Origin of the sequence: Rhizobium deserti, from assembly GCF_004358025.1 — a bacterium.
GTDB classification, from domain to species: Bacteria; Pseudomonadota; Alphaproteobacteria; order Rhizobiales; family Rhizobiaceae; genus Neorhizobium; species Neorhizobium deserti.
Genome location: NZ_SMTL01000009.1, coordinates 1 through 22,200, shown reverse-complemented (window position 1 = coordinate 22,200; position 22,200 = coordinate 1). Strand labels below are relative to the sequence as shown.

Here is a 22,200-nt window from a genome sequence, read left to right as displayed (position 1 = left end):
CGCCATGCCAAAATCACGCAATTCTCCGATTTCCCTGATCGTTCGCCTTCATAAGAGCCATCAGCATTGGCCCGAGCGAAAACTCGCCTCGCTCAGCGCGTCTAGTCAGGTCGCGCAGATAGCCTCCGGCCGACGATATGAAATTCGACCGCTCCAGAATGCAGGCCACCGCAACTGCCGCATTTTCCGGCCCCATGGCATTGCACGCCTCCTCGTAGGCTGAGGGGCTGACGCCGAGCATTGATCTCACAACGACGGCCGCTCTCAGGAGCTCGCGCCAGTGCTCAATGTGCCCGCCGGGTCCGTAATCAGCGATCTGAGGGCAGGCACGTAGGACCATTCCGAGCGGGAATGCCTTGATCGGCTCAGGTTTCGTCTTCGATCGTCCATTCGGCTCATTCCTCGTCAGAGGTTCTTTCGCCAAGCTCTCGCCCTGTTCTTTTTCAGAGCGCGGTTCAAGTTCATTTATAGATTCGGTGTTTGAATTCTGTATGTGGCAGGCATTGTGAACGGCATTGCCGTGCACGTTTTCAGTTTTTAGCTGTGTTTCTAGGATGTTGAGGACCTCTTCCCGCAAGAGCTCCATCTCGTAGAGCGTAAACTCGACCTGTGCAAGGTTCGGACAGCGCGGGAGGCGGGCGAGAATACTGACATACTCGGATTCCGCATGTTCCCAGTTCCCTGTAGCGCCCTCTTCCACGGCAGCTGAGATCAGCTTGCGCACATCGCGACGGCAGATCGTGAGGGCCTCCTTTGCGCGGCGAAAACGAGTGCGTTCGGCGGCGACGTCCTGCGCCATCAGGGCGAGCTCCGTGGATCGAGCCAGCAGCGGTGTCAGGTCAAATCCGTAGGCCTGCTCGACCTCGCCATCGCGGTTGCGGTGCGCGTAACGTTTGCCGTTCGGGCTGTCGCGCCGCAGAATAAGGCTGGCATCGACAAGTGCCGCGAGTTGTCGGCGCAATGTCGTCTCGGTAATTCCGTGTGCCCGCACGGACAGCTGGGCGTTGGATGGGAAAACGACTAACCCCTGACTAGGGTCGAGCTCCGCGTGAGGGTGAAACGTCAGGAGAGCATCAAGGACGGCAAGTGCCCTGTCCTGGATGCCCAGGCGTTCCCGTGCCTCACACACGTCTCGAAATACTTTCCACTTCGCGACGCGCATGTCCGGCTGCGGATTTTCGATCGCGATCTGGCCTCGTACCAGGGCGAGCGACATCGGCCGCCGCCCAAAGGGCGTCGTCACATGTCCCGTTTGCATTTTTCTCTCACCTTCCTTCAGGCAAAAGAAATCCGCTCACCAAATCGGCGCCAAGACTCTTGACTGTGATTCCGGGAAATGCGATTCTCGATCCTGCTAGAGATGACGAGAGAGGCTTCCACGGTTCGCCGTTCGGGGGCCTTTTTCTTTCGCGGTTCAGTCTCCGTTGGTTTCGGCTTTCGATCCTTTGTACTCCTCGTACAAACGACCCATGTGTGAAGACAGCCATTCGCCGAAAGGTCTGGCTTCAACATTAGTAAGCTCGATGGCGACCTTCTTTGCCTTCGAATTCATCGCGACGTTCAATGCGCGATCGGTCGACGTCCAGTCCCGGACCGGGACTTTAGCCCTCGGCTTTTTCGCGGCCGACTTCGTCTTGTATCGCTTCAGGTAGTCGTGGAGCGCGTCGAAACGCTCACTTTCAGAAAGCTTACGGAATTCTTCGGATTCCGAATACTCCACGGCCGCCCTTGACAGGGCAGGGGCAAGCACAAGCTGGCGAAGGCTTAGCCACCGGTCGCGCCCGATTTTCTTGGACGCGCCCACTGCCGTGATAACTGATGCCGGCACTACCTCGGCGACTGCGAGCATCTTCGAGAGCATAGCCTCGTCGATGGCAAGCGAGGAACGAACGGTCTCCTTGGTCATTCCAAACGCGATCAGGTTCTGAGCAAAATAGGCGCGTTCAATGAACGACAGGTTCGAGCGGGCCGCATTCTCCTGACCCTGCACGATCGCCGAGGTGATGTCGTCGAGCTTCTTCACGATTGCCTTGATGGGGACGCCCAGCTCGCGTGCAACCCGCAGGCGACGATGCCCGAACACAACCATGTATCGTTTGGCATCTGTTGAACTGGGGCGAACGAAGATTGGGGTCGTTTGTCCAGATTCCCTGATCGCCTGAAGCAGTTCCTGATACTCTTCCCCATTGTCAGACAGACGGTCGGCGACGAAAGAGACGTCGATCAACCCCGGATCGAGATCCACGATCACCTCGCCTTCCATAAGCTTCTTGGTGTTCTCGGCCATATCCTCGATAGAACGGACAACCGTCTTGGCGGCTCCTGTCATGCCGTAACCCGGCTTCGTCGGCGTCTGATTAGCCGTGATGGATGCCATATCCAGCTTCGCAAAGGGATTTTCACGGGACATCAGTACCCTCCGAACCTGCTGTCAACGTCGACAATCTGTTGGACACACTCAGTAAAACGTTGAAAAAAACGGCTGACAAGTGTCTCATTTTCGCCCCCAGGCCCCGTGGATGAGCTCAACTATCTCCGCATTGGCCGAATTTAGGCTTTCCATGGCCCGGTCATAGGTTGCCCGGACAAATTCTCCCCGCTCGACCTCATACAAAGTCTGCTTCTTGATCGATGCATCGGAAATCGCGGTCGATTTCAGCACGTGGTTTCTGAGCATTTGCTGTGCAAACATTGACTGCATGAAGCCGACCATCTGAGCCTGCGGGATGTCTGTGGGTTCAAATCGTGTGATGAGGTAGCGGAACCATTGAACACGCATTTCGGCGCCTGCCTCGGCGACAGGTCCCATGATCCCGCCGAGCATCATCAAAAACTGGCTCATCGACATGATGTCCAGCATCTGAGGGTGAATAGTAATGAGGATCCCGGTCGATGCCATGAGTGCGGTGATCGTCAAGTAACCGAGTTGAGGAGGGCAATCGATGACGACCATGTCATACTTATCATCAACCTGCTTCAAAGCGCTGGCGATCCGCATGTAGAACAGTCGGCCGTCCTCACCCTTCTTGGAAGAGATTGCGAGCGGCACATCGTATTCGTATTCCTGCAGAACCAGGTTCGCTGGCACGACGTCGAGTCCCGGAATGTTTGTCGGCTGGATCACGTCGCCGATGGGCTTGCGCTCGTCGTCAAATCGAAGAGCCTCATAGAGAGAGGCTGTCTCATCAAGCTCCGGCTGGATCCCAAAAAGGGAAGTCAGGGACGCCTGCGGGTCAAGGTCGACCGCCAGAACCCGATGGCCGGTAAGAGCGAGATACTGCGCAAGGTGTGCGGCGGTGGTAGTCTTCCCGCTTCCACCCTTGAAGTTTACGACCGAGACGACCTGCATCGGTTCGCCTTCGCGCCTCCTGGGGACATAGTACCGCTTGTCGGATTTCTTGTTCGCCTCTAGATAATCACGAAGTTCAAGCATCTGGTCCGCCGTGTAGTAACGGCGTCCACTGACCAATTCGATTTCTGGCCCTTTTCCATCAGAATGAAGTTGTCTGAGGTGAGTCTGCGTCACGCCGATAAAGTCCGCAACTTCTGCAAGTTGAAACTTGCGCAGGCCCTTGCGCGCATCAGGCGGGTATTGCTGGCTGCGCAACATATGCAACGCGCTTGAGATCTTCGACCCCTGCTGGGCGATCTCGATATCAAATCGGTTGGGCAGCGAATTGCTCATTTTGCGATCTATTTCCCGGACGTCGTCACTTTCGAAAAAGCGGCTTGAAGGCCATCATTTGCGAAACTATCTTCCGATTCCCGTCACGCCGCAAGACATTTAAGGTTAACAACAAGTTAACGGATTTTGAAAAAATCCAGTCCGCTCGCTGAATCTGCATTATCTTTCCGCTAGTTAGTTAGATTCCATTGGTGGCGTATAGTCGGTGGAAACTGCAGATCTGCAGAAACCCAGTGCATTTCGCACACCCCGACCAAGGCTTCATTCACAACTCGGTTACCCCGACTCACCAGAATCACCGCCTGCAGATCTCAGATGGCCAACCGTGAATTGAGATGATCTTCATCCCGCTGACAAAGCTCACGCGGAGATAAAGATTCGGCTTCTTCCAATCTCGCCCGATCGATATGTCGAGCATCAAAATCTTCTGAAACAGATGTACCGGCTGCGCGCGGACATATTTGGCCCGCGGCTCGAATGGGACGTCACCGTCACTGATGGTGGCGAGCGGGATCAGTGCGACGACCTCAACCCGACCTATATCCTCGCCACCCTCGGCGGCAGTAAAGTCGTCGGTTGCGGGCGCCTTCTTCCCGCAGTGGGACCAACCATGCTGGAACGGACATTTCCGCAGCTCCTGAGGGACGGTTCGCTCGATGCGACCAGTGCCATGATCGAGAGTTCGCGCTTCTGCGCCGATACGACTTTGTCGGCGGGTAGGGGAGGGGGTCAGCTCCACCTGGCAACACTCACCATGTTCGCTGCGATCATCGAATGGTCGATGGCGAATGGCTACGACAGCATCGTTACCGCCACTGATCTTCGCTTCAAGCGCATCCTGAACCGGGCAGGCTGGCCAATGGCGCGGTTGGGTGAGCCGGTGGCAATTGGCAACACTGTCGCCATTGCCGGCACACTTCCAGCGGATCAGGAGAGCTTCGAACAGGTTCCCCCGTCGAACTATCGGTCCGCTCTCTCTCGTACTGATGACCATTCGGAGAGGAGCGCAGCGTGACCCAGCTTCGCTCCCACACAAGACTTGTCCGCAAACTCCAGGACGCACTTGGCGACCAGCTCTGCGTAGCGCTCGACGATCCGACAGTCGTCGAGATCATGCTCAACCCTGACGGCCGGCTGTTCATTGAACGCCTCGGTCACGGTGTAGCCGAAGCCGGGGTTATGACGCCAGCGGCTGCGGAAGTCGTGATCGGCAGTGTCGCCCACGCACTGCAGTCGGAGGCAGATGACGAGCGCCCGATTATCTCCGGCGAACTGCCGATCGGTGGCCATCGCTTCGAGGGTCTGCTTCCGCCAGTCGTATCCGGCCCTGCCTTCACGATCCGACGCCGCGCCTCGCGTCTTATTCCGCTCGGTGACTACGTGTCCTCTAAGGTGATGACGGAGGCGCAAGCGTCTGCCATCCGTAGCGCGATTGACGCCCGCTTAACATCGTCATTTCCGGGGGTACTGGCTCCGGAAAAACCACGCTCGCTAACGCAATCATCGCAGAGATCGTTTTGAGCGCACCGGATGATAGCATGGTGATCCTCGAGGACGCCGCCGAAATCCGGTGCGCTGCCGAACACGCAGTCTGCCTGCATACCAGCGATACGATCGACATGGCGCGGTTACTGAAAAGTACCATGCGACTGCGGCCCGACCGCATCATCGTCGGCGAGGTCCGCGACGGCGCAGCGCTCACACTCCTGAAAGCCTGGAACACCGGTCATCCCGGCGGGGTCACCACGATCCACTCCAACACGGCGATGTCGGCACTGCGCCGGCTTGAGCAACTGACCGCCGAGGCCAGCCAACAGCCGATGCAGGAAGTAATCGGTGAGGCAGTCGATCTCGTCGTCTCTATCGAGCGGACGGGGAAGGGGAGGCGGGTCCGTGAGGTGATCCATATCGAGGGATACCGCAACAGCACTACCAGACCGAACATTACGCCCAGATCGACGAGGACAGCCATGTCGCGTAAGACCTATTCCCTTTCGCAGCGATCATGCCTGCTGCCATCTCCTTCAGCCTTATGGAGCCTGCATTCGCGGGTTCAGGTGGCGGCGGCCTTCCATGGGAATCGCCACTGCAGCAGATCCAGCAATCGATTACAGGTCCTGTCGCGGGCTTCATAGCGCTTGCCGCGGTCGCGATCGCCGGCGCCATGCTGATCTTCGGTGGGGAACTCAACGATTTTGCCCGTCGCCTTTGCTACGTTGCACTGGTCGGCGGCGTCCTGCTCGGCGCCACCCAGATCGTCGCCCTTTTCGGCTCAACCGGCGCATCGATTGGCGAGCTTCATGCCGAGGCAGGTGTTGCTTCGGGTAGACGATAACACCAGGCTACACGGTAGTAGCCTTAACGAACCGATCGGTTGGGGATTAGGAGTAGTAGCACGGTTAGATGGCTGAGAATCTCTCCCGCAGCAGGGGCAATAGCAGCTGAACCGTTAACGTTTCCAATTGGACGGCTGCCTGGGGGATCTGTCTCCGCCTGCAGCGTCACTCATGCGAAACGCCCGCAGCAATTTACGGCTGCGGGCGTCTCCGAGCGATTTTTCTGTCCGGCTGGATCACGCTTTGCTGAATACTCGAGCGAAATCGGCTGCATCGTAGACAGCGTATGGCTCCTCAAACTCGAGCTTCTCAGCACTTTGTCTTGACAGACGGTACTTCGAGACCGGCAGCGGGAACTTTGTTTTCACGCGGACGCTCTTCTGCTCCTTGAAGTAGTCTTCGAGACGCTCCTGGATAGCTGCGACTTGATCATGATCGTCTTCAACAAGATATACATCCCAGGCATCTTCTGCGACGCTTTCCAGTGAGAATGAGGGGAACAAGGCGAACCCCTCTGTGCCACGAGGCCGCTGAACTGCAAATCCGATTGGAAAGCCAGAGGCCGCCATGTCGCCGTACACGTTGACGTCCTGAAACATGGCATCATGGTATATTTCGTGGATCACATGGCGGATGTGCTGCCCTGCTTCCGTGTAGTACTCGATTGCATCAGGGTCATCGCGTGTGACGGTGCGATGCAAGTCGTGAATCTGCATTTCGCCTGACATCTTTTCCGGCGCCAGGAACTGGGGGAATCCCGCTTCAGTGAGTTTGAGTGTCTGGTCAAGCTCAGCAACAGAGACAGCCTTATCTGCGGGAAACATAATACGGCTCACTCGGCAGTTGAGCTTTGGCTGCATGCGTGAAAACAGCTGAGCGAGCTCAATTGGTTGCGTACCTTCTTGCAAAAGATAGCAGCAAGTCGAGATACCGTAGTGCCGGGCCGGACGGTACCACGACGGGGGAAGGATGCTGACGAAGAAGGCAGAAGGGTGATCCCACTCGTCAATATCTCTCGGCGTGATCTCCAGCGTGTTTAGCCCCTCAGAGATGATCCTCACCAGGATCTCGTCGATGGTGTAGGCGGGGTAGGGGTGGCGCGGATCAATGTAGAAACGGCTTTCGTTCAGGCGAAATTCAGTCATGTGATCTCCTTTGCGCGGAGCCTAGTCGCGCGCATTCCAATGGTTTGGTGTGTTGTGAAGCTGATGGCCGCCTCAGGGCGGTCAGCTATCCGTCAGAATGCCTGCAAGAGCGTAGGCCTTTGCAAGCGGCTGCAATGGCCCGGCAGGGCCAAAGTTTGTGGTTCGAAACGACAGGCACACATGTGCTCCTCGGCCAGACAATCTGTCTCGCTGCTCATGTTTTCAGGGATTGGAAAGCGAAGCCTATTTGCTCGATCCTGCAGTTATTCCTGCAAGTATTCGAATTCGCGACTGTGAGTTTGAGCAAGTCCTCGAACAAGCGCAGGTTTTGAGGATCAGCTGCCACAACGAAGTGCTTGTAAATGTACCCCGTACCCATCTAGTCCGTCATCGGCCGGTCGCTACAGACGGTTCCGCGCTTTCATGGTCGAGGCAGGAGGCAGAAAAACATCAAGCAGTTCGTCGGCTGCGTAAAAGCCGAAGGGAGAATCGAACTCAATAACTTGTGCGCTTTCTTTTGAGAGACGGTATTGCCCGCAGGGGAGGGGGCAAATCAGGCCAGCAAGATCTGCTCCTGGAAGGTCTAAATGTTGAACCAACTCTTCCCTCATGCGGTCAAGTTCCTGATCTCTGCCATATACAAGGAAAACGACCCATGCCGGCCCGACGCTTCCCTCGACTATGAAAGAGGGTGCAGCATAGTTGCCATTCTCGATCCAGAGCATGAAGGGCATCGCGATGCCTGTAACGCACCCGTTCACCGAGAGCTTGAGGAAGATGTTTTGCTCGGGGTCAGTTCCGAAACGGTCATTCTTTAGGAACTCAAAGTCCGTCTGCCGCCCGCCGTTGTCGAATACTTCGGCTGTCCCAGGGGACAAGCAGGATACTCTGTCGAGTGTTCCCACCAGCAGTTCCCTCGTGCCAAGCCTTGGGGGCGGCATTTCCGGAAACTGGTGACGAGTGGCGTTAAGGGCTTCCGTCAACTCATGCGCTGTGACTGGTACGACATCTTCTGGAAATGGCTCATTAGTGCAAGCTGCTCGCACCGGGAGCGAGCCTTGTACTTGCTCAAGGACCGGGCCAAGGGCATCGATATCTGAGCCAGAAAGCGAGTAGGTGGCAATGGTATCCTGACGAAAGATGCCTGAGCGGGTAGATGATGGTTTTAGGAGTTGGAGCAAATGTGCCGCCGGTTTGGATGTAATTCCATTCCGCTCGTAAAGGACTTCGATGGTTGGGTACATGCCCGCCTTCAGCTCATTTACATGCTCTTCGGCAGTAAAGTGATACCGGTCGAAGGTTGCGACGTCGTTGAGGGGTCTCTTAGTCATAGAAATTCCTTCCTGCTTGATGCAAGTTGCTTCATTCACGACGATGGATAGTACCGCTCGCTATTCTTAAACGGAGCGGCAGCAGGTCAGGAGCGGCCTGCAGAACCGGGTTTCTCGACTTACAAGCTGTCGATCCGCCCATTACGAGGAGGCATTACGGTCTCCGCTGCTCGCTAGGATCATTTAAGCCTCCTGAATGATGGTGCGCGAACAGCATCATTTAAATCGGGTGAAAAGACATCTTATTTCCACGCTGTCTAATGCAGACGTCCTGAAGCGGGGAGAGCGCATAAGCCATATGCGAGAACCACGACTTGGGCGTCCGACACGTCAACTTCGTAATGAAAAATAGTGACAGCCCCACCGATGTCAATAGAAAATCTATTCACAATAATCGTTTTCGCATCTGTCAAGTTTTTCTTGACAGCCTTTAAATAGAAAATAGATACTTATATTTAGACGTTATCGGAACACCGTTCCTTCAGTCGATTATATACTGGATACGCAAGCGCAAGGCTCGTACGACCTTCAGTGAATGCAGTCTATACATGCTTAGGTGAAAACCTACCTAAGCATGTTCTACGCAACTGTGGGAACAGGCATCGTTGCCGAGGCGGTTTGAATGCGCAGAGCTGCTGCCAGCCAATCATTCGTTTGAGGAGGATGTAAGGGCCTGAGGGATAGCGATGCGCGGCGGACTGATGAAGGTCCGAAGCAGCATGAATTGCGAAGAGCGTTGCCAACGAATATGTACATCCGACGCCGTGGCGGCGCGACCGAGCAGATAGGGGCCGCTGCAACATGCCGCCGCGCCCTCGTCGAACAGCGACGGGAGCCAGCATCGGTTGATCAGGGATGAGCAATGCGTGTGAGTGAAAGTGGCGTCGACGAGTCGCCTGGGCGACCATCGAACCAAGCTCTTTCACTGAGAGTAGTTCCACTTGGGAGGAAAGCCTGCTCGCACAATGGAGCATTTCCGCCCTTCAATGCCGGCACTCGCTTCAGTGTCGTACGACGGAAAAGGTTCGGCTACCAAGAGCATGGGAGATGCTCAGCTTGACGGACAACGGATGCGGTTATTTGAGCTTTGCCGCAGCGACCAGAAATAAATAACTGCGGCAATGGCTTGCGTGGCAATAGCAAAAGCTGCCGAGAACCTGTTCAGCAATGGAATATGTTCCTAAGCTTTCAAAAGCTGCAGGCGACGGCCTCATGGTGCGCTCCTGATTGAGCTTAAGGCGAGGCATTGCTGACCTCAAGTGTCCACTCGTTTAGAGCAAGTTAACAAGTTTGTCGGCGTACATGGATTCTTCGACATAAGCCGCAGTCGTCGTGATGTCCGAGTGCCCTGCGAAGATGCGAACATCTTCCAAGGAAGCGCCAACCATGTTTGCTGCCTGCGCCATCGTCGTGATCACGTAACGACGACCGGAATGCGAACGAGCGCCCTCAAAGCCGCACAGGGTGTAGACGCTCTTGATCTGCTTCTGGACCATGTTGGATGTCGCCGGCCCACCGCGGTAGCTCCAAAAGATCGGGCCCGAAGTGATCTTCGAGTTCAAGAGATATTTCTCAAGGGCGGCTTTTAGGTTGGGGTGCATACGCACCGTCCGAGCCTTACCATATTTGGCACCTCGCTTCGAGATGGCAATCTTGTCAGCCAATGCTCCAGTAGCGTCTGTAACATCTTCCACGTGTAATGTTGCGATTTCCCGGGCACGCAATCCGCCATAGCGAGACAGCATGATGAACAATTGATCGCGTGGCCCATAAAGGCTTTTGGAAAGAGCCATTTCGGCGGCCTGATCGAACTGTTGTGCCGTCAGTACCTTAGCTTTGCCAAGTGGCCCAGAGTGCGTAGAGCGGCGACGTGTGACGCGGGGCTTCGTTTTTTGAAAACGTCTCGGCGGAAATCTCATGGTATTCTCCCAGAGGTTAAAACTTAAAACCGTGAAGTCACACGGTTTCCATCAACGTCTCGGAAAAATTAATGATCATCAATGCCTTGTTATGCATGGATGCTTTACCGAATGAGCAATTGCATTTGCGCGCTATTGCTCTATAATATATAATATGGAGAATTAACCTAAATCGGTATGGTTAAGGTGTCAAGATTTTCTCAACAATACTACACGCTTTGAAATTGTTCAAGGTGGTGGCGCTACCTGCCCCGCGTCCCGCCCAGCTCGTCCGCCCAATGCAGGCGCGAAGCTAGCTCTAGATGTCTCAGCTCCGACTATAAAAATTGCCAAGGATTTTTCGAAGTCCGAGCTGAATTCCAGGGTCCCACCACGTGATTTCGCTAGACTTCTTGATCCACAAGACGTTGGGCCACAAGCTGCTTGCGCGCTGCAAGATCAGCCGCTGCTGCCGGGCTGGGCAATGGAGGAACCATCCTCCTGTCCTAATTTTTGACGACCGGTACCGCGTCCAGGACCTGATGCGGGTCAAAACCAATAGCCTCTGCCAGGTCCAAGAGTTCGATCACGTCCACCCTCCGGTCCACGTTCTCAATATTGGCAATGTACGACTGGTGGCGGTTCAGCGCTTTGGTAACGTCGGCTTGGGTCTTGCCCATAGATTTGCGATGCTCGATCAGGAGCTCCACCAGCTTCTTGTGCCTGTTTGTGTAGAGCGTCTTGGTCATCACTCACCAATCAGTCTGATCGGCGCTAATGCAGTTTTCGGATTATCCAAAAATTCGATATTCTGCGGCATCGTCCCCAACAGGTGATGGGGACGCGCGATGAGAAACGGTGGAAGAAACTCAAAGACGCTGATGCTGCTACTTGCTGCATGTCTTAGCGGCTGCCAGACATCTGTTCCTATAGCCGTATTGGTCCTGGTCCTGAGCTAAAATACGCTCTGGCGCGCTGTGAGCTGATGGCATCCTCAACAGAGCAGGGCATGTTCGCCATGGGGACGCCTGGCTATGTACTGGGTGCTCAACTCGGCAACGCCATCGGCAATGAAATCAGGCGCCAGGAGTTCATCAAGCGTTGCATGGTGCTGAACGGCTGGAGGCAGGGCAGGGGAAGGCCGGTGAGGGCAGGGGGACCGCAATACCGTCGAACACAAGCCATGCCAGCAGCGGCTCAGCAAATGCAGCGGCCTCCCACTATGGTTATCGCTGGGCAGTGAAAACTGCCTGACGGTTCCAATGTTGTATAAGGAACGGTCACGCCAGCCGGTAGCAAAAATTGCTCCAGAATTTTGAAAAACCCGGATGAATCTTCAGGGTCCCCACTAGCCGTATTCTGGCAGTGAACACCCCCGTCTATAAAAGCTTTCGCGGCGCGTTACCCGCTCGTGATATTGGTTGCGGGGAGGAACATAGCAAGGTAAGCGTCGTGCTGCTGCCAAACCGATTCACGGCGTGAATCAATCAGCGGCTTTCGATTCAAAACTCTTGTTGGACGTGCGCATCAAGACCTTTGAATCTGTCAAGCATGAGCACACAGCAATTTCAGGTCCATCTTGTCCGGGTTGATCGAAGCCGTCGCATGGCACGCTTCTACCACCTGTCACTCGAGCCGTCCTTGTTCGGCGACTTCGCGGTCGCGAGGAACTGGGGACGCATCGGCACCCATGGCCGTGTGCGCATCGATTTGTTCGCCGATGAGAAAGCCGCGCTTCAGCACTTTCTTGGAATGATGAAGCAGAAGAAGGGGAGGGGGTACCGGCCTGGATGACTCACGCGACATGGCGCCCTTAGTCTAAGCAGATGTATGCCGACCAACGGTCGATGAGATTTCACCAGGAAACGGCGGTCGTACGCACTACCGCGCACACTTGATCAGAGATAACCAAAGTACCAGACAAGGGCCACCGCCAAGAGCGTCAGTGACGCGTCGCGCTTGCGAGCTTTCAGTGAAGCCTTCTTCGCCTTCAGCCGATGATTGCCATTGTTCTGTTCCTTCGCGATTGCTCGACCCGCGTCCATCGCGGTCTCGATGGCTGTCGAACACATCGACGACGATCGGACTGCACCTGAAAGGCTGAAACGCAGTGGAAGGCGGCCACAGGAGAGGCTTTGTCCCGCGAGGAATGAGCGCTCAGGCGCACAGGGGAAGAAAACGATCCGGCCGTTGCGGATGCCGGTCGAGCCAAGCTTCAGCTTGGTGATCTTCGATCAGACATGCCTGATGGAGATCGCAGGAGACGTGCCAGCTGGCAGCTGAGGGATCAGGCTAATGGCATCATCCGACCATGCACGATTGTGCATAGGCTTTTCCCGCGCCATCCACCTGAGGTCAAGGACAGGGAGTTCGGTTGAGAATGTCTCCCGTCAGGCTCCGCTCTGTCCAACCAGGCCAGTTGCACGACCGCGATCCAGAATAAATCGTGTACGTGGCTTCATCCTGAAATGCCAACACTGCAGCTTCACAAAAAGACGTGCCCGCTCAGGAAGCCTGAGAGAGCCACGAGTATTTGCAAGCGCCTCGACCCAAGAGCCTCAACCCTTGCGTTGAGCAAGCCCTTGTCGGACCAAATGGTCGGGTTTAAAGGAGTTCCGAGGTCTACTTTGCCTCACCTTCCGCTCGGATCATCCGGCGTCAGGCCACGATCCGAGAAAGAAATGAAGAGCATCGGAGCTTTCAGTATAGCGCCGGCACGCCCCAGACGCAAAGCGGAAGCCGGGACCGACTTCCCCCGGCAAAAGCCTTCCGTATATAAGGGCGTGATGGACATGCTCCAAACCTACATTCCGCAAGCGCGATCAAAGTAGCCGAGAACGCGCCCCGTAACACTGGCAGTCCATCGTTGATAGCGAACCAAAAGAAAAGGCGGGCCTTTCGGCCCCGCCTTCTTCTTTTGTTTGCCGCCTGTGCGGGATCAGAATTCTTCCCAGCTGTCGGCGGCAGCCGATGGCGCGGCAGCGGCGCTGCTGCGGCCGGTAAAGGCCTGGGCGATCTTGCCGACCATGCTGCGGGCCGGCGAAGCGGCAGGCCTGGACTGCGGCGAGGCAGCCATGACCTGCGCCGTGCGGCGCAGCTGGTTGGACTGCGACAGGCTTGCGCCGGCGCCGAGATCGAACCGGCCGATCAGTTCTCGCAGGCGGGCGGCTTCATTGGCCAGCGTTGCGCCGGCGGCATTGGCTTCCTCGACCATGGCGGCGTTCTGCTGCGTCACCTGGTCCATCTGGTTGACGGCTGTGTTGACTTCCGACAGGCCGACCGACTGCTCGCGCGCCGAGGTGGCGATCGAGTCCATATGCTGGTTGATGGTGACGATATAGCCTTCGATCGTTTTCAGGGCGTCGCCGGTCTCGCTGACCAGCTTGACGCCGCTTTCCACGTCGACGGAGGAATTGCGGATCAGGTCCTTGATCTCCTTGGCCGCCTTGGCGGACCGCTGGGCCAGTTCGCGCACTTCCTGGGCAACCACCGCAAAGCCCTTGCCGGCTTCGCCTGCACGCGCCGCTTCGACGCCGGCATTCAGCGCCAGGAGATTGGTCTGGAAGGCAATCTCGTCGATCACCGAGATGATCGAGGAAATCTGGCTGGAGGACTGCTCGATCTTGCCCATGGCATCGACGGCATTGGCCACCACGGCGCCGGAATGGCGGGCGCTTTCATTGGCCTGGATGGCCACCGTGCGGGCTTCTTCGGCGCGCTTGGAGGAGTTCGACACATTGGCGGTGATCTGGTCGAGAGCGGCGGCCGTTTCTTCCAGTGAGGCGGCCTGCTGTTCGGTGCGCTTGGCGAGATCGTCGGCGCTCTGGCTGACTTCGCGCGAACCGCTGTCGATCGAGCTGGTTGCCTGGGAAACGGCACCCAGCGTGCCGCGCAGCTGTTCCACGGCCATGTTGAAGTCGGCGCGCAGGCTTTCGAAATCGGCAGCGAAGGGCTGGCTGAGCTGGAAGCTGAGGTTGCCAGCGGACAGCTGCTTCAGGCCGTCGGCGAGACCGCTTGTCGCCTGAGCCATGGCTTCGGCGCGAACACGATCCTGCTCGGCCGCACGACGCTGCTGTTCTTCCGACTGATGACGCTGGGCGGAAGTCTCCTGCTCAAGACGGCGATTGTCGAGCGCATTGCTGCGGAAGACCCCCACAGCGGCAGCCATTTCGCCGATTTCGTCCTGGCGGCCGGGATAAGGGATGGCGCTTTCGGCGTCGCCGCCGGCCAGGTTCTTCATCGACTGGGTGATATTCTCGATAGGCTTGGCAATGCCAACAAATGCATACCAGATCGCACCTGCCACGATAAGGGCTGCAACGGATAGGAGAGCAACGGCGATTTTTATGGAGAGGCTGTAGACCTCTTGGCTGGACGTATAAGCTTCAGCCGCACCCTTCTCGTTGAACTCGATCAATTTAGAAAGGTCTTGATCAACCTTGGCTGAAATTGGCGTCATTTCCTCAAAAAGCAGACGCTCGCATTCGTCGTCGTCGTTGGCATCGCTTGCTTTCCTGAGCTTCTCAGCAACAAGATCATACCCCGCCAATGTTGAACGCAAGCCAGCAGTAATTGCCCGTTCCATGGCCGTCGGGCCCATGGCATCATAACTGTCGAGGGCCTTCGTGAAGCGGCTTCTGGATTCCGCAAGTGCGCTTTCTACCTTTGAAATACGTTCTGGGGAGCGCGCTATGACGTGGTTACGCCAGCCAAGTCTGTAATCAGTGAAGGCGTTATCAGCCTCTTTGGCAAGCCCGAGGCTCGGCATCAAATCGCCTGCAATGTCAGCAGTGCTTTGATCAATCACTGCCATGCGGTTTAACGCAAACGCTGAGAATATAGTAAGAACTATGGCGATAGCAGTAAACAGCGCAGGCAGCGCGGTCTTAATCTTGGGGCGTGTCATTTTGTGCTCGTGACGGTGCGCATCGGAGCATACATCTACTCACGAGGAAGCTGTGGAGCCTGGCTCTTCATCCCAGACCCCTCAGTTTTTAGGGGTATCTCATTGACACGACGTAAAGGGATTGACCGTGGCGTTCCCTGAGCCCCTTCGAACCCGGTAATTCTTGCTATCCGCGTGTTCGTTTATCAAGACCGGAAGCCAACCTGCGGATGCTGATCAGATCGCACCTGCCTTGAAGGCGAACCATACGGGAACGCTGGCCATGACCAGTGCTGCAACACAAGCAACTGCAAACTTGATCAAATACGCTCGCCTTGCTTTCACGGCATCCCATTCGTAAGTCATAACGCTCCTCCTGTACTCCGGAACTGAGACTGTGGGAGACCATCCAGCGAGTCGAGTGCACGACCGCAACAGCCCGCTCAAAACCATCTAAAGTAGCATAGCAGCAGCATGACGATCAGCGCTGCGGTCGTGCTTCGCTTCCTCGCCTATTGCTCAACAAACTGATGGATGTCCCACTCATAGAACATGATCGCCTCCTGTTCGAGATCTCTTGCTTAGCTTCCTCTACTGGAGCGGAGCTTGCTGCAAAGTGCTGGCGGACGCCTCACGTCAGCAAGGTGACTGTAAGATGTTCTTCATCGTGAGGAGGTAATTGAGAGTAACTGCATCTAACTTGGGACAGCATAGCCTTGGGTGACGTAGAAACAATGGTTCAGGCGGCGCAGCTAATGGAAAGCGCCAACGCAATGGTGGCCGTTTACGACCAAAACGACCGGCTACGGTATGCCAACCGAGCCTTCCGCGACGCCTGGTGGATAGAGGCCGGCGAAGAACCCCTATGGACCGATTTGATGCGCCGGAATTTTCATGCCAAGCGGGGCACCGTCATCAGTACGCCGGACTTTGAGGCTTGGCTGCTTTCGACGCAGTCCCGGCGAGGGAAAAGCTCGAGCAAAGCATTCGAAACCGACCTCCACGACGGGCGCTGGGTCTGGATGACAGAAACCACGCAAGCGGATGGTTGGATGCTCTGCATTGCAACCGACATCACATCAATCCGACCCGACGAACGCTCGTTGCGGCAAGACCGTGATAATGCAGTCAAAGCAGCACAAACCGACGAGCTGACTGGCATGCCTAGTCGTCGCTTCGTCATGTCAAAGCTTGAGGAGCTGGTCCAGAACGATCACGAAGGCGAGGATCTGATTGGGTGTATCGCCGTGCTCGACCTCGACAACTTCAAATATATCAACGACCGCTTCGGACATTCAGTCGGCGACGCGGTGCTCAAGGACTTTGCCGCAACCATTCAACATGAAGTTCGAAAGACGGACGTTCTCGGACGTGTCGGCGGAGAAGAGTTCGTGCTCCTTTTGCCCAACACGTCGCTCGCCGAGGCTGAAACGGTTCTTAGCCGAATGCTTCTGTCTGTCAGATATTCAAGGCCGTTACCAGATGAGGCAAGCTTTCGTTATACTTTCTCGGCGGGCATTGCCTGTTTCACGCGTGGAGAAGAGGCAAGTGCGCTTTACCGGCGGGCTGATCTGGCGCTATACGCTGCCAAGATGAGGGGACGAGATCAGGTCGCCGTTGATCCAATGGCTCGAAGCCTTATTCAACGCCGTGCATGACCATCATCTGCACAGCACGCGCGACCGCCCCGGCCCTTGAACCTTTTTTGGGCTTATACGGAGTTTCGCATGAACCGAGCCTAGGCTGAGTGGCTGGCTATGTGCCCTTGTGTTATTTCAGGACAACAGGGCAACGAGCGGATATCGCATGCAGACCTACGAGTCAGGCATGACCATCCTTTACGACGTTGTGAGCAAGAGCACGTTCATCGACTTTCGAGGCAGGTTTCACTACCTGCTTGGAACCATTTGCCACACGCAGAGAGGCAATCGCCGCAGGCGAGGCGAAGTGTCGTGATCTTGGATGGCGACCGGACCAAACGGAAGCTGCGTAATGAACGTCGATCAGTATGTAGAAATCTACCACCGAGGAATAATATCACGGACACATCAGGAGCGGTGGTGAGATGATCGTGGCATCAGACCGTGAAGTCGAGGATGAAACAACGCTGTCGACTAACCGATCCGGATTTCGGTGCCTGTATCGAGCACGACGCGCAGGTCTCTGATCATCGTTGCCGAAAGCAGGAGGCACTGGCGGATCTCATCTGTTGAACTAGATCCCATTCCCATTGCCGCGACTTCCTTCTGTATGTCATAGACACGGTCAGCATCTGTTTGAGCTGCGGGAAAACCGACGGTGTCCCTCATGTCCCGTATGAACAAGACAGACCGCTCAAGCAGCCGCTTCTTCTCCTGGTCTGTGGTCTTATAGTCGTCGTTGGCTGCCTTGATTAGCTCCACGATGAAGTCGGTAATGCTGCTCATGCCCTGCCTGCTACTATCTTTCCAAGATCATTTCCGTGCCGCCCGAAAGCGCAGTTGAGATTGCGACCGCGCGTTGGATGCGGCGCTTACTCATTCTTTACCGTCTCACAACTGGCTTTTGTTAATAAACCTGCGGCGTAATGCAACGGTGACTTGATCGAGTTTAAGCAATGCTGCAACGGAACAACATCATCGAGCCGGCTTCTCTGCGCGAAGATCCATTTTCTCCGTCTCTACCTGAGCTGCACCTCGATCCACAAGGCGCAGTGGTATCAAGTAATCCTTCAGCGCGGGCGCTTTTTCCGTGCCTGGTCACACCAGGAAAGTCATTCAAGGATCTGTTGCACGAGGCAGAGAAATTCGGGTTCCTCAGCAATGGCATAGCGTCCACCATTTTCGATGCATTGTTGGCGGGACGACCCCAGCACCTGTTTGAAATGCGCGACGGCCGAGCCATTTTGCTCTCTAGCCTCACCAACGGCCCTGGATTGCAGGTCCTGTCCTTCACAGATGTTTCCTATGTTATGCAGGTGACACTCAGTCGACAGCGTGACGTTTTGACAGGCTTGCCCAATCGCCTGGAGCTTGTTCGTCAGCTGGAAGAGAGACTGGCTTCTCCAGCCAATGATGAAATTGCCGTGCTTTATCTGGATCTCGATCGTTTCAAGCTGGTGAATGACACTCTGGGACATCCCATCGGAGATACCCTTCTTAAGCTTGTCAGTGACCGACTGTCCAAGATACTCGGGCCAAAGGATTCTCTGGCACGTCTTGGGGGAGACGAATTCGTCATTCTTCAGGCGGCTGGCGAACAGCCTACCGCCGCTGAAGCTCTGGCATCGAGAGCGATCGATCTTATCGGGCGAACATACCTGATCCAGGGTCACTCAGTGCAAGTTGGCGTCAGTGTCGGCATCGCTTTGGCTGGATTGGACGGGAAGACGCCGGAGGACCTGATACGGAGCGCTGACCTAGCGCTGTTCAAAGCTAAATCTGCAGGGCGATCGACCTTCCGTTTCTTCACAGAAGCAATGGATCAGGAGATGCAAGCGCGACGGTCGATGGAAATAGACCTGCAGCGAGCGCTCGTGCTGGAACAGTTCTCGCTGGCATACCAACCGCAGTATCAGATCGACGGCAAGCGGCTCGTTGGCTTTGAAGCGCTTCTTCGCTGGTCGACGCCGGCGCGAGGCCCCGTATCGCCGGCACAGTTCATTCCCTTGGCGGAAGACATCGGCATGATAGGTTCCTTGGGGGAATGGGTTCTGCGGAAGGCTTGCAAAGATGCTGCACAATGGCCTGAACCAATCTCAGTTTCTGTCAACTTGTCTCCACTGCAGTTCAAGAACCAGAAGCTTATTGACGTAATCGTTTCGGCACTTGCGAGCGCGGGCCTGCCTCCTCACCGCCTGGACATCGAGATCACCGAAGGTGCGCTAATGGACGACACCGACGCGACGGTAGCGATCTTGAAGCAGATCAAGGCGCTGGGGATCAAGGTTTCCATGGACGATTTCGGGACAGGATATTCGTCCTTAAGCTACCTGCAGAAGTTTCCTTTCGACAAGATTAAGATCGACCAGTCCTTCATCCGGAGCCTGGAAACCAACCCTGATAGCGCGGCGATCGTGCGTGCGGTTACGGCATTGGGCGAGAGCCTGGGAATGATGACGATTGCAGAAGGCGTCGAAACCGAAAGCCAGCTGCGACAAATCACGCATGACGGCTGCAAGCAGGTTCAGGGATACCTCACAGGGCGCCCTGTGCCACAGCACGAAGCAACGCTTCTCGTAGAACAAATGAACTAGGGAGAAATCAACATGTCATTGCACCGCCTGGTATACTTCAGTGCCAATGAGATAGCAGGATCGACTGCCAGGCTCCGCGAAGAGGTGGACCAGATCCTGGAAACAAGCCGCCGCAACAACGCGCTGGTGGGCGTAACCGGAGCCTTGATGTTCAGCGCTGGCTACTTCGGACAGGTATTGGAGGGACCGCAGGCTGCAATCGAGATGACATTCGAGCGGATTCAGCAGGATGCTCGGCACGCTGACGTCTCGCTGTTGGAGTTCGTCCCAATAGCAACTCGAACGTTTGAAAGCTGGGCCATGGCTTTTGTGGGTGAGCCTGCCGACGCAGATCTCGACGGGTGGCAGAGCACCGACTTCAACATGTCTGCGGTAAGTGGCGAAGAGTTGCTGTCAAAACTTCATTCGCTCGTCGCAAAATCATCTCTTGCAGCTTAAGGCTTGCAGCCGCTTCTCGGTGTTCGCGTTGAGCGTTGGCATAGAACTGGCGACATCTGCGCGTCGCGTCTCAAACTGCTGATAACCTACTTCGGAGGCGTCGCATACGTGAGCGGACCAGGCCGGGCGCAGTTTTTAGCTCTTTGGTGGATAGTCAGACAGAGCGTCGTTCATATCAGTGCCCACGGTGACAAGTTCATGGAATTTTGAGACATCTGTTTAGTCGCGCAACGTGACCGCCTTTCTGCGCAAAACCAGGAGTTTCGTTCCGGAGCTAATCATTGAAGATCGTGCGCGGCGCTCCGGCAGGTGAGTGCAAAGTTAGGCTAGAAGGCGGAACTGGGTGCATGACTTCCTGGACGTAACGTTAATACTATAACTGTCAAAGCTAATTGCAGGTGCGACGCCGCTGGCCAGTTAGAAATGCGACACAGGCTCTGACGATTAGCCCCCGGTCCGACCGGCTGGTTCGGGTTGAAAGGGCGGAGCGGGGGCGGGTGAGACGCACGCCTTCGGCTTTAGCTTTGAGACTTTGAATGCAGGCGATCGTTCCGCGGCCTCCATGCGCGCCAGCGCCTTCTGCCTTTTGGCAATCACTTCCGGATCGTTCATGAAGTCCGTCCGCCGACCGGGCTTGCGGCCACGCTTCTGATAACCGTTGCTTTGGCTGCCGTCGCGAATGCCGAACATATGATCCTTCTGGCCGGTGCGCCGAGGGCCGCTCTTGCTGCGCTGCTGCTCGCGCCCGGCCTGCATCTCGGCAACGACCGACAGCATGTCGTCCAACCGCTTGTTGTCGACGACATCCGCGCGATGCACGGAGCGTAACGTGTCAAAGGTTCTGTAGGGCAGGGCAAAGCTCTCGTGCATGATCTCGAGACGCCCGTCCGGATAGTCGCAAACGACGACCTTCTTACCCGCCAGGGACCTGGAAAGATCTGTCGGATCAAGGATGAACAGCACCTTGTCATAGCGCAGCGTCAGGGCTTGCGACAACGTGCGGACTTCCTTACGGCACATGGCGCCATCGAGGTTCTCATGGGCGGCGAGCGGCCGGTGCATATCCTTCGGATTGCGCGGCTGTTTGCCGAAACGCGCGTTTAAATCCGCAATGAACTCAGGCGCATAAGCATTGGCAGCTTCAATCGTATCGATGCCGCGGAGGCGCATCTCCTTGACCAGCCGATCCTGCAGCGTTTGGTTGGCACGTTCCACCCGGCCCTTGGCTTGCGGAGTGTTGGCGCAGATAATGTCGATGTTGAGCTCATAAAGCGCCCGACCGAACTGCGTTAGGCCGCTCGTCCGGTCCTTGTCCGACGCATGGGTCGAACGAAAGACGCCGTGCTTGTCGCTATAGAAGGCCAGCGGTTTGCCCCATTGCTGCAGGTAGGCCTTGGTCGCATGCAGATAGTCGAATGTGTTCTCCGATCCGGCAAAGCGCAGATGCAGAAGCTTGCCGGTCGCATCGTCGATATAGACGAGCAGGGCACATTTGGGCCCGCGATTCTCGAACCACCAGTGATGCGAGCCATCGATCTGCACCAGTTCGCCAAAGCAATCACGTCGGCCGCGTGGCTGGAAAATCCGTTTCTTGCGTTCTCTGCGTGAAACCCAGATGCCAGCCTCCGTCATCCATTGTCGCAGCGTCTCCTTGGCGACAGAAATCCGGTGCAACTCGATCAGCTTCTCACGCGCCAGCGTTGGACCGAAATCCAGGTAGCGCTCGCGGACCAGGTCCAGCGCAGCATTGCGAAATTCCTCGCTGTGGCGCCGGTTGCTCGGCTGCGATCGTTTCATAAAAACAAGGCCAGCCGGACCATTCTGGTCATAGGCCTGCAGCAGCCGATGAACCTGACTTCGACTGAGGCCGAGCTGTTCGGCAGCCTGGACAACGCTCAGGCGTCCGTCACGGATCTTCTGGATGGCTTCGAGCCGATGCAATTCTTTCTGCGACATGGTGATCATAAAGGACATGACGACTCCAACCGCTCATGGTCTCGACCAGGCTGAAGATCGTCATCCTTGCTCCCAACGTTGGCTTTGACCAGTGCGTCGAGAGGCGAGACTGTCGCATCTCTAACTGGTCCAACTGTCGCATTACTAAATAGCCCTTACAATAACTGTGGCTGCAAGGTTGAATTGTCCGCCGTGGTGCAAAGTAGAAATGTCACTTTCAGCGCTCTACGGCTCGAGGATCAGCCCCGATCTGAGCGGCTGATCCCGGTTGCAAGATCAGATCGGGGCGGGT

Annotated in this window: 16 protein-coding genes and 3 pseudogenes; 7 read left to right on the top strand and 12 right to left on the bottom strand. The window is 56.1% G+C overall.

From position 1 onward, the window contains the following. Window positions 1–13: 13 nt before the first annotated feature. The 3 genes from repC to repA form a co-directional block, all read right to left on the bottom strand. On the bottom strand, window positions 14–1,258 hold the full coding sequence (gene repC / locus E2F50_RS21690) for a plasmid replication protein RepC (RefSeq protein WP_133318283.1): 1,245 nt from the start codon (window positions 1,256–1,258) through the stop codon (window positions 14–16). Between the two features lie 156 nt (window positions 1,259–1,414). After that, window positions 1,415–2,410: a plasmid partitioning protein RepB gene (gene repB, locus E2F50_RS21685; protein WP_133318282.1), complete on the bottom strand. Its 996-nt coding sequence runs from the start codon at window positions 2,408–2,410 to the stop codon at window positions 1,415–1,417. An 84-nt stretch (window positions 2,411–2,494) separates the two neighbouring features. Beyond that, window positions 2,495–3,685: a plasmid partitioning protein RepA gene (gene repA / locus E2F50_RS21680; RefSeq protein ID WP_133318281.1), complete on the bottom strand. Its 1,191-nt coding sequence runs from the start codon at window positions 3,683–3,685 to the stop codon at window positions 2,495–2,497. Window positions 3,686–4,061: 376 nt separating this feature from the next. Between repA and traI the strand changes: the two genes are divergently transcribed. From traI to E2F50_RS21665, 3 genes and pseudogenes are all read left to right on the top strand, one after another. Next, window positions 4,062–4,700 (top strand): acyl-homoserine-lactone synthase, encoded by a 639-nt coding sequence (traI, locus tag E2F50_RS21675; protein WP_133318280.1) that lies wholly within the window; start codon window positions 4,062–4,064, stop codon window positions 4,698–4,700. Beyond that, a pseudogene (gene trbB, locus E2F50_RS21670) lies at window positions 4,697–5,666 on the top strand (P-type conjugative transfer ATPase TrbB). Before traI ends, trbB begins: the two are co-directional and overlap by 4 nt. Next, window positions 5,656–6,020, top strand: a pseudogene (locus tag E2F50_RS21665) (TrbC/VirB2 family protein). The pseudogenes trbB and E2F50_RS21665 overlap by 11 nt, the downstream one beginning before the upstream one ends. Window positions 6,021–6,257: 237 nt before the next feature. Here the strand turns inward: E2F50_RS21665 and E2F50_RS21660 are convergent. The 4 genes from E2F50_RS21660 to E2F50_RS21645 all read right to left on the bottom strand — a co-directional run bounded on the left by E2F50_RS21660 (window position 6,258) and on the right by E2F50_RS21645 (window position 11,144). Further along, complete coding sequence (locus tag E2F50_RS21660) at window positions 6,258–7,166, bottom strand: hypothetical protein (RefSeq protein ID WP_133318278.1); 909 nt, start codon at window positions 7,164–7,166, stop codon at window positions 6,258–6,260. 401 nt (window positions 7,167–7,567) lie between these two features. Beyond that, window positions 7,568–8,497 carry a hypothetical protein gene (locus E2F50_RS21655; RefSeq protein WP_133318277.1) on the bottom strand — a complete coding sequence of 310 codons (930 nt, stop codon included), beginning with the start codon at window positions 8,495–8,497 and terminating at the stop codon, window positions 7,568–7,570. A gap of 1,271 nt (window positions 8,498–9,768) precedes the next feature. Further along, entirely contained in the window at window positions 9,769–10,416 is a 648-nt protein-coding gene (locus E2F50_RS21650; protein WP_133318276.1) for a tyrosine-type recombinase/integrase, read from the bottom strand. Window positions 10,417–10,901: 485 nt separating this feature from the next. Then, window positions 10,902–11,144 carry a helix-turn-helix domain-containing protein gene (locus E2F50_RS21645; RefSeq protein WP_133318275.1) on the bottom strand — a complete coding sequence of 81 codons (243 nt, stop codon included), beginning with the start codon at window positions 11,142–11,144 and terminating at the stop codon, window positions 10,902–10,904. Window positions 11,145–11,946: 802 nt separating this feature from the next. On the opposite strand from E2F50_RS21645, the gene E2F50_RS21640 reads away from it, so the two are divergent. Beyond that, window positions 11,947–12,189 (top strand): WGR domain-containing protein, encoded by a 243-nt coding sequence (locus tag E2F50_RS21640; RefSeq protein WP_133318274.1) that lies wholly within the window; start codon window positions 11,947–11,949, stop codon window positions 12,187–12,189. 104 nt (window positions 12,190–12,293) lie between these two features. Here the strand turns inward: E2F50_RS21640 and E2F50_RS23040 are convergent, their stop codons facing one another. From E2F50_RS23040 to E2F50_RS23580, 3 genes are all read right to left on the bottom strand, one after another. Beyond that, window positions 12,294–12,440, bottom strand: a complete 147-nt coding sequence (locus tag E2F50_RS23040; RefSeq protein WP_161974302.1) for a hypothetical protein — start codon at window positions 12,438–12,440, stop codon at window positions 12,294–12,296. Window positions 12,441–13,333: 893 nt separating this feature from the next. Then, window positions 13,334–15,301, bottom strand: a complete 1,968-nt coding sequence (locus E2F50_RS21635; RefSeq protein WP_133318273.1) for a HAMP domain-containing methyl-accepting chemotaxis protein — start codon at window positions 15,299–15,301, stop codon at window positions 13,334–13,336. Window positions 15,302–15,517: 216 nt separating this feature from the next. After that, entirely contained in the window at window positions 15,518–15,646 is a 129-nt protein-coding gene (locus E2F50_RS23580) for a hypothetical protein (RefSeq protein WP_281029224.1), read from the bottom strand. Between the two features lie 368 nt (window positions 15,647–16,014). Here E2F50_RS23580 and E2F50_RS21630 point away from each other — a divergent pair, with 368 nt between their 5' ends. After that, on the top strand, window positions 16,015–16,938 hold the full coding sequence (locus E2F50_RS21630) for a sensor domain-containing diguanylate cyclase (RefSeq protein ID WP_133318386.1): 924 nt from the start codon (window positions 16,015–16,017) through the stop codon (window positions 16,936–16,938). Window positions 16,939–17,394: 456 nt separating this feature from the next. Here E2F50_RS21630 and E2F50_RS21625 read toward each other — a convergent pair whose 3' ends face one another. After that, a complete protein-coding gene (locus E2F50_RS21625; protein WP_133318272.1) occupies window positions 17,395–17,706 on the bottom strand; it encodes a hypothetical protein in 312 nt (103 codons plus the stop codon). A gap of 170 nt (window positions 17,707–17,876) precedes the next feature. Between E2F50_RS21625 and E2F50_RS21620 the strand changes: the two genes are divergently transcribed. Both E2F50_RS21620 and E2F50_RS21615 read left to right on the top strand, forming a co-directional pair. Next, window positions 17,877–19,514 carry a sensor domain-containing protein gene (locus E2F50_RS21620; RefSeq protein WP_133318271.1) on the top strand — a complete coding sequence of 546 codons (1,638 nt, stop codon included), beginning with the start codon at window positions 17,877–17,879 and terminating at the stop codon, window positions 19,512–19,514. A gap of 12 nt (window positions 19,515–19,526) precedes the next feature. Further along, window positions 19,527–19,952: a BLUF domain-containing protein gene (locus E2F50_RS21615; protein WP_202615498.1), complete on the top strand. Its 426-nt coding sequence runs from the start codon at window positions 19,527–19,529 to the stop codon at window positions 19,950–19,952. 549 nt (window positions 19,953–20,501) lie between these two features. On the opposite strand, the pseudogene E2F50_RS21610 reads toward E2F50_RS21615, so the two are convergent. Continuing rightward, window positions 20,502–21,926: pseudogene (locus E2F50_RS21610) on the bottom strand (ISNCY family transposase); the annotation flags it as partial. Between the last annotated feature and the right edge of the window lie 274 nt (window positions 21,927–22,200).